The organism is Frateuria terrea (genome assembly GCF_900115705.1).
Lineage (GTDB): Bacteria > Pseudomonadota > Gammaproteobacteria > Xanthomonadales > Rhodanobacteraceae > Frateuria_A > Frateuria_A terrea.
The window spans coordinates 148,837-161,928 of sequence record NZ_FOXL01000008.1; the positions used below are offsets into that span (position 1 = coordinate 148,837).

Annotated in this window: 9 protein-coding genes; 7 read left to right on the top strand and 2 right to left on the bottom strand. The window is 67.9% G+C overall.

All coding sequences use genetic code 11. The features are described from left to right. Positions 1-9: 9 nt before the first annotated feature. The 3 genes from BMZ38_RS14820 (at position 10) to BMZ38_RS14830 (ending at position 5,705) form a co-directional block, all read left to right on the top strand. Positions 10-894 carry a CPBP family intramembrane glutamic endopeptidase gene (locus tag BMZ38_RS14820; protein WP_091339388.1) on the top strand — a complete coding sequence of 295 codons (885 nt, stop codon included), beginning with the start codon at positions 10-12 and terminating at the stop codon, positions 892-894. A gap of 60 nt (positions 895-954) precedes the next feature. After that, positions 955-4,584 (top strand): response regulator, encoded by a 3,630-nt coding sequence (locus tag BMZ38_RS14825; RefSeq protein ID WP_091339390.1) that lies wholly within the window; start codon positions 955-957, stop codon positions 4,582-4,584. A 125-nt stretch (positions 4,585-4,709) separates the two neighbouring features. Beyond that, positions 4,710-5,705, top strand: a complete 996-nt coding sequence (locus tag BMZ38_RS14830) for a diguanylate cyclase domain-containing protein (protein WP_091339393.1) — start codon at positions 4,710-4,712, stop codon at positions 5,703-5,705. Positions 5,706-5,808: 103 nt separating this feature from the next. Here BMZ38_RS14830 and BMZ38_RS14835 read toward each other — a convergent pair whose 3' ends face one another. Together BMZ38_RS14835 and BMZ38_RS14840 are read right to left on the bottom strand one after the other, a co-directional pair. After that, positions 5,809-8,289, bottom strand: coding sequence for an acyl-CoA dehydrogenase (locus tag BMZ38_RS14835; protein ID WP_091339396.1), 2,481 nt, complete (start codon positions 8,287-8,289; stop codon positions 5,809-5,811). 1 nt (position 8,290) lies between these two features. Then, positions 8,291-9,184 (bottom strand): alpha/beta fold hydrolase, encoded by an 894-nt coding sequence (locus BMZ38_RS14840; protein ID WP_091339399.1) that lies wholly within the window; start codon positions 9,182-9,184, stop codon positions 8,291-8,293. A 129-nt stretch (positions 9,185-9,313) separates the two neighbouring features. Here BMZ38_RS14840 and BMZ38_RS14845 point away from each other — a divergent pair, with 129 nt between their 5' ends. The 4 genes from BMZ38_RS14845 to BMZ38_RS14860 all read left to right on the top strand — a co-directional run bounded on the left by BMZ38_RS14845 (position 9,314) and on the right by BMZ38_RS14860 (position 13,081). After that, positions 9,314-9,892, top strand: a complete 579-nt coding sequence (locus BMZ38_RS14845) for a TetR/AcrR family transcriptional regulator (RefSeq protein ID WP_091339402.1) — start codon at positions 9,314-9,316, stop codon at positions 9,890-9,892. Between the two features lie 127 nt (positions 9,893-10,019). Further along, positions 10,020-11,795, top strand: a complete 1,776-nt coding sequence (locus BMZ38_RS14850) for a phosphoenolpyruvate carboxykinase (GTP) (RefSeq protein WP_091339405.1) — start codon at positions 10,020-10,022, stop codon at positions 11,793-11,795. 315 nt (positions 11,796-12,110) lie between these two features. Beyond that, complete coding sequence (locus BMZ38_RS14855) at positions 12,111-12,662, top strand: RNA polymerase sigma factor (protein WP_091339408.1); 552 nt, start codon at positions 12,111-12,113, stop codon at positions 12,660-12,662. Continuing rightward, positions 12,659-13,081, top strand: a complete 423-nt coding sequence (locus BMZ38_RS14860; protein ID WP_091339411.1) for a hypothetical protein — start codon at positions 12,659-12,661, stop codon at positions 13,079-13,081. The genes BMZ38_RS14855 and BMZ38_RS14860 overlap by 4 nt, the downstream gene beginning before the upstream one ends. Positions 13,082-13,092 lie beyond the last annotated feature (11 nt).

Genomic DNA, 13,092 nt, shown 5'->3' on the forward strand with positions numbered 1-13,092 from the left:
GGGAATTGCATGCACGGATATCAACTCGCCTTCACCACGCCCACCCAGGCTCCGCGTTGGCAACGCTGGCTGGTGTTCTCGCCGGTCGCGAGGATCGCGTTCTTCGTCTTGCTGGTGGTCGCGCTCAGCATGGTGTTCTGGGTCATCCCGCATGGGCCGGCCGACAGCCTGCTCATCAAGGGACTGCGCGAATTCGGCTTCCGCGCGGTGGTGCCGTTGCTCGCTTACCTGCTGCTGGTGAAGCTGATCGAGCGCCGGCCGGTGGCCGAACTGTCGCTGCGCCGGCTCGCCCCCGACGGCGCGCTCGGGCTGGTCGCGGGCGCCTTGCTGTTCAGCGCCGTCGTCGGCGTCCTTTGGCTGCTGGGCAGCTATCACGTGGTCGGCACCCACCCGGATGCGCACTGGCTGGTCGCCGCCGTGACGGTCGGCCTCGGCGCGGGCATCGGCGAGGAGATCATGTTCCGTGGCGTGCTCTACCGCATGACCGAGGAAGGGCTGGGCAGCTGGATCGCCTTGCTCGTCTCGGCGCTGTTCTTCGGCGCCGTCCACTTGAACAATCCGGGCGCCACGCTGTGGGCCGGGCTGGCGATTGCCATCGAGGCCGGCATCCTGCTGGCGCTGATCTATCTGGTCACGCGTTCGCTGTGGGTGTGCATGGGACTGCACGCGGCGTGGAACTTCGTGCAGGGCACGGTCTACGGCATCCCGGTGTCGGGCACCAGGGCCGACGGCTGGCTGGTGTCCACCCGCAGCGGCCCGGACTGGCTGAGCGGCGGCGTGTTCGGCGCGGAAGCGTCGGTTGTCGCGCTGGTGCTGTGCTCGCTCACCTCGGCGGCGCTGCTGGTGGTCGCTCTGCGCCGTGGCAACCTGGTGCCGCCGCGCTGGCGGCGTTGACGCGCAGCCGCCCGGCCGAAAGCTAAGCTGGACCGGCCCACCTCCACAGACGGTAACAGCATGGCGGCAACGCAGGCATTCCATCGGTATTCCTGGCTCGCGAACCTGCCCGGCCGCTACAAGATTCTGCTGGCGATCTGCCCTCTGCTGGGCCTGTTCCTGCTGACCAGCGTGGCCACCCTGGCCACCCTTCGACAGCAGGAGCGGACCCGCCACTGGGCACAGCACACCTATGACGTGCTGCTTGCCCTGGACCAGGCGCAGCTGGCAAGCCAGAAGGGGTTGATCGCCGCGCGCGGCTACATACTGTCGCCGGACGCCGCCGAACTGGCTGCCTGGCAGCAGGCGCGCCCGCAACTGGATGGCGGCATCGCCAGGCTGCGCGTCCTGATGGCCGACAATCCCTTGCAACTGTCGCGGCTGGACCGGCTGCAGGCCCAGGTGGCACAGTGGAGCGACGAAGCCGACCGCCTGGTCATCCGGCCGCTGCATGCCTTGCCCGCAGGCGAGCCGGCCGCCACGTTGGCGGAGCGCATGCGCATCCGCAATGCCTACCTTGCGCAGCGCAAGGTAGGCTCGCTGGACATTGGCGCCGCGCTCACGCAGATGGCGGATACCGAGCGGGCCATGCTGGCCGAGCGCAATGCCGCGCTCAGTGGCACCTTGCGCACCCTGCGCGTGATCAACATCCTGGCGGTGGCCGCCGGCCTGCTGTTCGGCTTGTACGTGCTGCGACTGACCTTCCTCACGGTGATCCGCCCGCTGCGCCAGACCACCGACATCATGAACCAGCTGGCGCGCCGCGACCCCAGCGTGGTGATCACCCGGCTGGGACGGCGCGACGAGATCGGCGAGATCGCGCGGGCGCTGGAGGTGTTCAAGCAGATAATGCTGGACCTGGACCGGCAGGACTGGGTGAAGTCGCAGTCCTCTCGCATCGCGCGGCGGCTGCAGGAGGCATCCAGCTACCACGACTTCGGCCGCTGCCTCACCAGCGAACTGGCGCCGCTGATGGGCGTCGGCGTGGCGCTCTACCACCTGCACGACGCGCAGTCCGGGCTGCTGCAACGGATCGGCAGCTACGGCCTGCCGCCTTCGTCGCCCGCACCCGTGCATGGCGAGGGGCTGGTCGGCCAATGCCTGCTGGAGGGCAAGCCGATCGAGCTGGAGGTGCCGGCCGACTATCCGCACGTCCGCTCCGGCAGCGGCGAGGCGGCGCCTTCGACCGTCATGCTGCTGCCGGTGGTGTACCTGGGCACCGTCACCGGCGTTTTGGAGCTGGCCGGATTCACGCCGATCACCGGCCGCAGGCGCGAGTTGCTCGATGCGCTGCTGCCGCAGGTCTCGCTGACCCAGGAAAACCTCACCCGCGCGATCGATACCCGGCAACTGCTCGAGCGTACCCGCGAGCAGGCCGACGAGCTGCGCACTTCGGAACTGCTGATGCGCCAGCAGAAGAACGTGCTGCGCGAGAGCAACGACGCGCTGCACGCCAAGACGCTGGAGCTGGAAGAGCAGTCGCAACGCCTGATCGCCTCCGAGGACGAACTGCGCCGCCAGGCCGAGGAATTGCTGGTCTCCAACGAGGAATTGCGCGACACCACCGCCAGCCTCGACCTGCAGCGCCACGTGCTGGAGGACCTGCAGCGCGACACCGAACTGAAGGCCGGCGAGCTGGCTCGCGCCAGCCAGTACAAGTCCGACTTCCTGGCCAACATGTCGCACGAGTTGCGCACGCCGCTCAACAGCCTGCTGATCCTTTCGCGCAGCCTGGCCGAGAACGAAGGCGGACATCTGGACCCCGAGGAGGTCGAGTCGGCGCGCATCATCCACGACGCCGGCAGTCACCTGCTGCGGCTGATCAACGACATCCTGGACCTTTCCAAGATCGAGGCCGGCAAGATGGAACTGGTGATCGAGCCGCTGCACCTGGCCGACTTCGCCCGCGCGCTGCGGCGCACGTTCAACCACGTGGCGCAGGAGAAGGGGCTCGACTTCGGCCTGACCATCGAGCCGGACGTTCCCACCGTATTGCCCACCGACGGGGCGCGGCTGGAACAGGTGGCCAACAACCTGCTCGGCAACGCCTTCAAGTTCACCGCCAGGGGCAGCGTGCACCTGCGTATCGGCCGGCCGGACGCGGACCTTCCCGTGCCCCCCGAACTGGCTGGCCAGCCACTGGTGGCGCTGAGCGTGCGCGATACCGGCATCGGCATCGCGCCGCAGAAACACCAGCGCGTGTTCAACGCCTTCGAGCAGGTCGACGCCAGCACCAGCCGCCAGTACGGCGGCACCGGCCTGGGCCTGGCAATCTGCCGGCGCATCTGCGAGCTGCTGGGCGGCGCCATCACGCTGGCCAGTGAATCCGGCCAGGGCAGCACCTTCACCGTGCTGCTGCCCGAGCACGCGACGGCAGCCTCTTCGGCAGCATCCGAGCCGCGACCCGTGCGCGCCATCGCGCCACCGGGCCTGATCGACGACGACCGCAGTGATCTGCTTCCGGGCGACGCCAGCGTGCTGGTGATCGAGGACGACCCGGCCTTCGCGCGGATCCTGGCCGACATGCTCCACCGCAAGGGCTGCCGCGTGCTGTTGGCGGCCGACGGCGAGAGCGGCCTGGCACTGGCGCGCGAACACCAGCCCAGCGGCGTGCTGCTCGATGTCGCGCTGCCGGGTATGGATGGCTGGGCGGTGTTCGAACGGTTGCGTTCCGATCCGGCCACGCGCGCGGTACCGGTGCACTTCATTTCCTCGGCCGAGGGCGTCGATCGCGCACGCAAGCTGGGCGCAGTCGGCTTCCTCGTCAAACCGGTCACCCGCGAAGCGATCGCCAACGCGTTCGAGCGGCTGCTCGATGGTCGCCAGGGCCGGCTGCTGGTGGTCGACGACGATGCCGACGCGCGCTACGCCGTGCGTCACTTGCTCGGTGGCTACCAGGTCGCCATCGACGAAGCCGGTTCCGCGGAAGAAGCCCTCGAACGCACGGCGCACCAGCGCTACGACTGCATCGTGCTCGACCTGGGCCTGCCCGGCATGTCTGGCATGCAGTTGCTGGATCGGCTGGCCGGCCGTGCCCAGGGCCTGCCGCCGGTGGTGGTCTACACCGGCCGCGAGCTCAGCGAGGAAGACAGCCGCCACCTGCGCCAGTACACCGACGCCATCGTGGTAAAGGGCGCGCGCTCGCCGGAACGGCTGCGCGAGGAAGTCCGTCAGTTCCTGCAAGCACTCGGCCAGCCAGCCGGCCGGGCACGGGCGGCCGCCGCGATGGCGCCATCGTCCGCCACGGCACCAGCAGGCGCCGCCCTGCCGGCATCGCTGAATGGGCGCCATGTACTGCTTGTCGACGACGACATGCGCAACCTGTTCGCCTTATCGAAGGTATTGCGCGGCTGGGGCCTCGAAGCGAGCATGGCGGCCGATGCTCCCAAGGCGTTGCGCGTGCTGGACGAGCGCGCCGACGTGGCCCTGGTGCTGATGGACATCATGATGCCCGGCATGGATGGCTACGAAACGATCCGCGCCATCCGCAGCCAGCATGGGCGCGCGCAACTGCCGATCATCGCGCTCACTGCGCGGGCGATGCCGGGCGACCGCGAGAGATGCCTGGAGGCCGGCGCCAACGACTACCTATCCAAGCCGATCGACATCGGCAGGCTGGCCGCGCTGGTGCGGAGCTGGCTGGAGGTCTAGCCGTCCATTCCGCAGATCGGTCGAGCCTTTGCAGCTTGCGCAAGGCGCGCCCCCGTTCAGCCCAATGCCGGTCCCGGTCGTTATGATCGGGCACCCCAACGAAACAGGTGTGCCAGCGCTCGACGATGACCACGACCGCGCCGAAGATCCTGGTGGCCGACGACACCCTTGCCAACCGCGTGGCCATGCGCCGCCTGCTCGCTCGCAGCGGTGCGCAGCTGTACGAGGCGGCCAGTGGGAACGAGGCGTTGGCGCTGTGCCTGGAGCACGAGTTCGCGCTGATTCTGCTCGATGTGAACATGCCCGGCATGGACGGCTTCGAGGTCGCCACCCTGCTCAGCGAAGCCGACCAGCTCAAGGACACGCCCATCATCTTCGTCACCGCCGCTTACGTCGACGACGTCAACCGCCTCAAAGGCTATCGCCACGGCGCGGTCGACTACATCGCCAAGCCGGTCAACGATCTGGTGCTGCAGTCGAAGGTGCGCGTGTTCCTCGAGCTCTACGCCGCGCGCGTGAAGCTGGAGCAGACGCTGGAGGAACTCTCCGAACGCAATGACCAGTTGCAGCTGGAGATTGCCGAACGCGAGCGCGTCGAAGCCCAGGTGCGCCACCAGGCCACCCACGACATGCTCACCGGCCTGCCCAACCGCACGCTGTTCCACGACCGCCTGGACACCGCCATGCGACGCGCACTCGAAGGTGGATCCGGTTTTGCGCTGGTGCTGCTGGACATCGACGGCTTCAAGGGTGTCAACGACCGTCACGGTCACCCAGCCGGCGATGCGCTGCTGCAGGCGATCGCGGCGCGGCTGAAGCTAAACCTGCGCGCGGACGACACGGTGGCGCGACTGGGCGGCGACGAGTTCGCGCTCATCATTGGCAAACTGGAAGACGTACCGGTCCTGATGAAGCGCTGCCATGAACTGGGCGCCAGCCTGGCGGAGCCTTATCCGCTCGTGTCGGCGCAGGGCAGCTTCGTGGCGAACGTCAGCGCCAGCGTCGGCATTGCGCTGTGGTCAGCCCGGACCGGTGGGGATGAAGCGTTGATCCAGGCGGCAGATCGTGCGCTGTATCAGGCAAAGAATGGCGGCAAGAATCGCTGCGTGCTGGCGACCTAACGCCCTCGGCTTCCCCGGGCGCGCGCCGCCTCACAGTCCACGCTTTGCCGAACGCATGCTTCCTCTCCCCCGAGGGGGAGAGGGCTACAACCTAGGGCTTCGCTCAGGCGATACGCTTCTGCGGTTCCGATTCGTGCCTGCGGTCCGCGCGTGTGACCTTCGCGCCCAGCTCGGCGGGGTCGAAATCATCCACCGAGATGAATTCGAACACGCCATCGCGCACGCGCCTGAGCAGGGCGGCCTCGGCATCGGTGAGCACCCCTTCACGCACGGCCGCGGCCAGTTGGCCTTCGTAGTCGTGCGCCTTCAGTTGGCCGGCCTTGAGTGCCTTGCCGAACTTGCGCTCGACCGGCTCGGCGGCGATCACGTCCGGCAGCAGCGTGTTCATGCGGCCGATCGTGTTGTTCGGCGTGGGCGTGAGGTAGACCCAGTCGACGAGCCGGTCGCGCGCCTCGCCTGGCGCGGTGAGGATTGCGGCTACGCGACGGCCCAGGCGGTCCGACGGCGGCACTTCGCGGCGGCCGAACGGGAACACCAGCACGCGCAGCAGGAAGCCGACCGGCTTGACGGGGAAATTGCGGATCGCGCCATCGAGCGCCATCTGCGTGCGCCACATGCACTCGTGGAAGGCCCAGGCCAGCAGCGGCCGGTCGGCTTCCGGACGACCGGTATCCTCGTAGCGCTTGAGCATGCTGCTTGCGATGTACAGGTAGGACAGCACGTCGCCGAGGCGCGCCGAGAGTTTCTCCTTGAACTTCAGTTTGCCGCCCAGCACGCCCATGAACACGTCGGCGCACAGTGCCAGCGCGGCCGAATAGCGGTCGAGCTTGCGGTAGTAGCGCCGGGTGTAGGCGTCACCCGCGGACTGGCCGATCGAAGCGCCGGTGATGCCGAACACGAAGCTGCGCACGGCGTTGGAGATGCCGAACCCGATGTGGCCGAATAGCAACCGGTCGAAGGTGCGCAGCTTCTCGCCGTAGTCGGCGATCGAAAGCGCCTGCATTTCCTTGAGCACGTAGGGGTGGCAGCGGATCGCGCCCTGGCCGAAGATCATCAGGCTGCGCGTCATGATGTTCGCGCCTTCCACGGTGATCGCGATCGGCACGCTTTCCCAGCCGCGCGCAGCGTAGTTCTTCGGGCCCAGCTGCACGGCCTTGCCGCCGTGCACGTCCATGGTGTCGCCGGCGACCTGGCGAGCCCATTCGGTGGCGTGGTACTTGGCGATCGCCGAGGTCACTGCGGGCTTCTCACCGCGGTCGACCGCTGCCGCAGTGGCGCGCGAGAGCGCTGCGGTGGCATAGGTCAGGCCACCGATGCGGGCCAGTGCTTCCTCCACGCCCTCGAAACGCGCGATCGCCAGGCCGAACTGCTTGCGCATGCGCGCGTAGGCGCCGGTCGCGGCGGCCGAGGCGCGCATTGCGCCGGTGGCGTTGGAGGGCAGCGAGATGGCGCGGCCCACCGAAAGCACTTCGACCAGCATGCGCCAGCCGTGGCCGGCCATCTTCGGCCCGCCGATCAACGTCGACATCGGCGCGAACACGTCCTTGCCGTGGACCGGACCGTTCTGGAACGGAATGTTGAGCGGAAAGTGGCGCCTGCCGATCCCCAGCCCCGGCGTGGAGCGCGGCAGCAAGGCCAGCGAAATGCCCAGGTCTTCCGTCTCGCCCAGCAGGCGCTCCGGGTCATACATACGGAAGGCCAGGCCGATGACCGTGGCGATCGGCGCTAGCGTGATGTAGCGCTTGTCGAAAGTGAGCTTCACCCCCAGTGTCTCGACGCCATCGACCATCTGTTTGCAGACGATGCCGTAATCGGGAATCGAGGTAGCGTCGGAGCCGGCGTAGGGCCCGGTCAGCGCGAAACAGGGAATCTCCTCGCCGACGGCCAGGCGCGGCAGGTAGTGGTTCTTCTGCTCCTCGGTGCCGTAGTGCAGCAGCAGTTCGGCCGGCCCCAGCGAATTGGGCACCGCCACCGTGGAGGACACGGTCGCCGATGCCGTGGACAGCTTCTGCAGCACCGCCGAGTGCGCCAGCGCGGAGAACTGCAGGCCGCCGTACTGCTTCGGGATGATCATGCCGAAGAACTTGTTCTTCTTGATGAACTCCCAGACTTCCGGCGGCAGGTCGGCCAGCTCGTGGGTGATCTGCCAGTCGTCGATCATTGCGCAGAGCTCTTCCACCGGGCCATCGAGGAAGGCCTGCTCCTCGGTGCTGAGCTCGGGCTTGGGCTGCTTCAGCAGCTGCTTCCAGTCCGGCTTGCCGGAAAACAGCTCGCCTTCGAAACCGACCGTGCCTGCTTCCAGCGCGGTCTGCTCGGTGGCCGAAAGCGCGGGCGTGGCGCGGGCGAACATCTTCAGCAGCGGCGCGCTGATCTGGCGGCGACGGAAGGTGGGCATCAGCAGCGGCACCGCGATCAGCAGCTCGATGACGAGCAGCACGATCATCGTCGCCCAGGCGCCGGTCAGCAGGCCAACCACCAGCGTGGTCGCCACCGTGGCGATCGCCCAGGTGCGCAGGCCGGTACGGTGGTAGGCGCAGGCGCCGCTCGCGACCAGCGCTGCCAGCAAAGTCAGGAACACGGACATTTCAATGCACCTCTTGCGGAATGGTCGGGCGGCGCACGGCACCCCCCGGGAAAACATCTTCGATGAACCTGGCGATCTCGTGCGTAAACGCATCGTTCGCGTCGCCGGCGAGCATGTGCGTGGCAGCAGGTACTTCCACGTGGCGTGCATGCGGCACCAGCTTCAGGAACTCGGCCACAGTCTCGCGCGAGACCACGTCGCTGCGTTCACCCGAGAGCAGCAGCACCGGCACGTCCACGCGCGCCGCGGCGGCGAGCAGGCGTGGCTGGTAACGTTCGCTCTCGCGCACCACGTCCTCCAGCAACGCCGGATCCCAATGCCAGCGCAGGCGGCCATCGGCGCCCTCGCGCAGCAGCGGCTTGAGCTGTTCTTCGCGCTTGCGCTCGCGTCGCTGCGGCAGGTAGGCGGAGATCTGCTCGGCCGCCTCGGTGTAATCGGCGAAACCGTCCGGATAGGCCTGCATGAAGGCCAGGATGCGTTCGACCCCGGCGGTTTCCCAGCGCGGCGTGATGTCGACAAGCACCAGTGCACGGAACGGCGCCGGGCGCGCTTCGCCGGCCAGCACCAGGCCCAGCAGGCCGCCCATCGAGGCGCCGACGAGGATCGGCGGTTCCGGCTGGACCCGCGCGAGCGCCATCAGATCGCCGGCGAACTGGTCCATGTGGTAGTCACCGCCTGCCACTCGGCCGCTCTCGCCATGGCCGCGGCTGTCGAAGGTGATGCAGCGGCAACCGCGGGCTGCCAGTGCGTCGGCGGCGGCGTTCCATGCGCCGCGGGTCTGGCCGAAGCCGTGCGCGAACAGCAGCGCCGGTGCGCCAGTGCCACGCACGTCGACCGCCAGCGGCAGGCCGTCATGGCTCGGGAAGGTGCTGGTGCGGATCGTTACCATACGCATGAGTATGGATTGGCGACAGAAGGCCCGTCAACCGCCATCCGACCAACCGCCGGCCATGCCAAGGGGATTTGGTCACGGGCCGCCGGCGCGTCCCGCGCCTGTCGCCGTCACAAGCGCTACCATGTGCCGATGAATGCCAGCAGCAAGTCCGAACGCACCCGTCTATCTGCCGAGAACTGGGAAGACGCAGCCCTGGTCCTGATCGCCGAGCAGGGCGTCGGGGCATTGGCGGTGGAAGCGCTGGCGCGCCGGCTGGGCGTCACCAAGGGCAGTTTCTACTGGCACTTCCGTACCCGCGAGGCGCTGCTGCAGGCGGCGCTGGAGCGATGGGAGCAGTACGGCGAGCGCGAAGTGATCGCGCAGATCGAGGCCATTTCAGATCCACGCGAGCGGCTGCCCGAGCTGTTCCGCCGCGTGGCGCACGAGGTGCAGCCGCACCGCGTCTACGCTGCCCTGCTCAAGGCGCTGGATCACCCGCTGGTGGTGCCGGTCATGGCGCGTGTTTCGCAGCGTCGCACCGAATTCCTTGCCACCGCGTTCCGCGAGGCCGGGTTGCCCCCGGCCGAAGCGCTCAATCGTGCGCGGCTGACCTACGCCGCCTATGTGGGCTTCCTGCAGCTGAACTTCACGCTTGGCCTTCCGCGCATCAGCCACGAGGACTTCGACGCCTACGTGGAACACATGATCGCGACATTGATTCCGGCCTGATAACCCCTTCAGGGGCGCGGTGCGCGCACGCCCGCGCATGCCTTTTGCTGCGCTCAACCTTGCAATACCAGTGCACGCAAACTAGCGTTCCGGAACCCTTTTTTCCTAAGACCTTGAAGAGGACATCATGGCCAGCAAGCTGGAAGCGCTCGAGCGCTGGGTGAACGAGGTGGCGGCGCGCACGCGGCCGGCGAAGATCCATTGGTGCGACGGTTCCGAGGCGGAGTACCAGCAACTGGTCAAGGAGATGCTGGCCGACGGCACCCTGATCGAGCTCAACCAGCAAACCCATCCGGGCTGCTACCTGCACCGTTCCAACCCCTCCGACGTGGCGCGCGTGGAGCACCTGACCTTCGTCTGCCACAAGAACGAGGAAGACGCCGGCCCGAACAATCACTGGATGGACCCGGCCGAGGCCCACGCCAAGATCGACGCGTTGTTCGACGGCTGCATGGAAGGTCGCACGATGTACGTGATCCCCTACTGCATGGGCCCGATCGGCTCGCCGCTGTCGCGCTGCGGCGTGGAGATCACTGACAGCCCATACGTGGTGGCCAACATGCGCATCATGACGCGCATGGGCAAAGCCGCGCAGGAGCGCATCGAGCGCGAAGGGACGTTCGTCAGGGGCCTGCATTCCACCGGCGAACTCGATCCTGAGCGTCGCTTCATCATGCACTTTCCCGAAGAGCGCACGATCAAGTCCTACGGCTCGGGCTATGGCGGCAACGCGCTGCTGGGCAAGAAGTGCCATGCGCTGCGCATCGCCTGCAACCAGGCCCGCGATGAAGGCTGGCTGGCCGAGCACATGCTGATCGTGGGCATCGAAAATCCCCAGGGCGAGACGCGTTACATCGCCGCCGCCTTCCCCTCTGCCTGCGGCAAGACCAACCTGGCGATGCTGATTCCCCCGGAGGGCTACCGCAGGGATGGCTGGAAGGTCTGGACCGTCGGTGACGACATCTGCTGGATGCGTCCCGGCGAGGACGGCCGCCTGTACGCGATCAACCCGGAGGCCGGGTTCTTCGGCGTGGCGCCGGGCACCAGCACGGCCACCAACTCCAACGCGCTGCAGTCGATCTCGCGCGACACCATCTTTACCAACGTTGCGGTCACCGCCGACAACCAGCCCTGGTGGGAAGGCCTGCCTGGCACGCCAGTCACCGACTGGCAGGGACGTCCGTACGATCCGGCCAACGGTCCGGCGGCGCACCCGAACTCGCGCTTCACCGTAAGCGCGAAACAGTGCCCGACCTGGTCTGAAAAGGCCGAGGACGCGCAGGGGGTGCCGATCGACGCGATTGTCTTCGGCGGCCGCCGTCCGTCGCTGCTGCCGCTGGTGATGGAGGCCCGCGACTGGGCGCATGGCGTGCTGATGGGCGCAGCGATGGGCTCGGAAACGACCGCTGCGGCTACCGGTGCAGTCGGCGTGCTGCGCCGCGATTCGATGGCGATGAAACCCTTCTGCGGCTACCACTACGGCGATTACTTCGCGCACTGGCTGTCGTTCGACCAGCCCGGCATGAACCTGCCGAAGATCTTCCACGTCAACTGGTTCCGCAAGGGCAAGGACGGCAGGTTCCTGTGGCCGGGGTTCGGCGAGAACCTGCGCGTGCTGGAGTGGATGATCAACCGCGTCGAAGGCAAGGCCCGCGGCGTGGAGACCCCGGTCGGCATCGTGCCGGCCGAGGGCGAGCTCAAGCTCGACGGCTTGAATCTTCCACGCGAGGCCGCCACCGAGTTGCTCGATATCGACACGGCCGGCTGGCAAGCCGAGCTCGACGCGATCGGCGCGTACCTGGATACCTTCGGCACGCGCCTGCCCGAACGCCTGCGCCAGGAGCAGCGGCGCGTAGCCAGCGGTCTGTCCGCCGACACCGCGCCCCGCGCCGCCACGGCCTGAGCCGCGCCTGAGCCCTTTGCCTTTCGGAAGAGGGTCGAGACGACGGTTCGGTAGCCGGTCAGCTCGCTCCGCCCGAACCCTCACCCGCCTGTCGGCACTCTCTCCTTCGCGGGAGAGTGCCGGGTGTGCGGTTTTGGGGGGCTTGCTTTGGCTCCGGCGCTGCGCGCCTGCGCTTCGCATGAACGCATGCCCTTGAGCCGCTGCCGTTGAGCGGCGCACGGAAGGTGAACGGCACCGGGCGCCTTAAACGTTCCGCCGCCACCGCGCATCCAAGCTGGCAAGATGGACACCGCCTGCCTCGCTACCGGAAGCCCGATGCCGCCACCGCCCATTGCGTGGTCCGACGCCGATGACGCGCGCGCCGCGGCCAGAGGCGATCGACAGGCTTTCCAGCGGCTGTACCGCCAGCACATCGACCGCGTCTACGGTGCGGTGTACCGCCTGGCCGGCTACGACCACGCACGCGCCGAGGACCTGACGCAGGACGCCTTCGTGCGGGCCTGGCAGAAACTTGCCGACTTCCGCCACGAAAGCGCCTTCGGCACCTGGCTCTACCGCCTTGCTGTGAACGTGGCGCTGATGGACATCCGCTCGCGCGGCGCGCAGCCGGTCGGCTTCATGGACGAGGACGAGCTGCCGGACCACGGCGAAGTCCCGTTCTGCGCCGCCGAACGCGAGGAATTGGAACGCGCCATCGCAAAGCTGCCGCCCCGCGCGCGAGCGGTGCTGGTGTTGCACGACGTGGAGGGCTGGCGCCACGAGGAGATCGCCAGCGAGCTGGACATGGCTGTCGGTACATCCAAGGCGCAACTGCATCGCGCTCGCGCGCTGCTTCGCCGGATGCTCGAACCCGGAGAACCGTCATGAACGAATTCGAATGGCGACGCCAGTTGCGCGAACTGCGCACGCCGGTTGCACCTCGCAGCGACCTGTGGGCGCGCATCGACAGCGCGCTCGAACCGGCGGCGCCGGCGCGCTCAAGCTCTCGCCCGGGCTGGCTGCTTGCCGCCAGCTTTGCCGGCCTGAGCTTGCTCGCAGTGGGCTTGAGCCTGCGCCAAAGCCACTCGCCAGGCCAGCCGCAGGTCACCGTCGCGGCCGCCGCTCACACGACTTGGAAACCCGGCGACCCACGCCTGGCCGGCGCGGCGATCGAGCTCGACGCCGCGCGCCTGGAGCTCAGGCAGGCGCTGGAACAGGCCCCCAACTCGCCGGGACTGCAGCGACTCCTGTCGCGCACCCGCCAGCAACAATCGCGGCTGCGCCAACTCGACCAGCAGGCAGGCTGAACCCCCTTGAG

What these genes read in the sequence shown, in the direction of transcription:
- BMZ38_RS14820 (WP_091339388.1), top strand. Translation starts at nt 10, where the DNA reads ATGCACGGATATCAACTCGCCTTCACCACGCCCACCCAGGCTCCGCGT.
- BMZ38_RS14825 (WP_091339390.1), top strand. Translation starts at nt 955, where the DNA reads ATGGCGGCAACGCAGGCATTCCATCGGTATTCCTGGCTCGCGAACCTG.
- BMZ38_RS14830 (WP_091339393.1), top strand. Translation starts at nt 4,710, where the DNA reads ATGACCACGACCGCGCCGAAGATCCTGGTGGCCGACGACACCCTTGCC.
- BMZ38_RS14835 (WP_091339396.1), bottom strand. Translation starts at nt 8,289, where the DNA reads ATGTCCGTGTTCCTGACTTTGCTGGCAGCGCTGGTCGCGAGCGGCGCC.
- BMZ38_RS14840 (WP_091339399.1), bottom strand. Translation starts at nt 9,184, where the DNA reads ATGCGTATGGTAACGATCCGCACCAGCACCTTCCCGAGCCATGACGGC.
- BMZ38_RS14845 (WP_091339402.1), top strand. Translation starts at nt 9,314, where the DNA reads ATGAATGCCAGCAGCAAGTCCGAACGCACCCGTCTATCTGCCGAGAAC.
- BMZ38_RS14850 (WP_091339405.1), top strand. Translation starts at nt 10,020, where the DNA reads ATGGCCAGCAAGCTGGAAGCGCTCGAGCGCTGGGTGAACGAGGTGGCG.
- BMZ38_RS14855 (WP_091339408.1), top strand. Translation starts at nt 12,111, where the DNA reads ATGCCGCCACCGCCCATTGCGTGGTCCGACGCCGATGACGCGCGCGCC.
- BMZ38_RS14860 (WP_091339411.1), top strand. Translation starts at nt 12,659, where the DNA reads ATGAACGAATTCGAATGGCGACGCCAGTTGCGCGAACTGCGCACGCCG.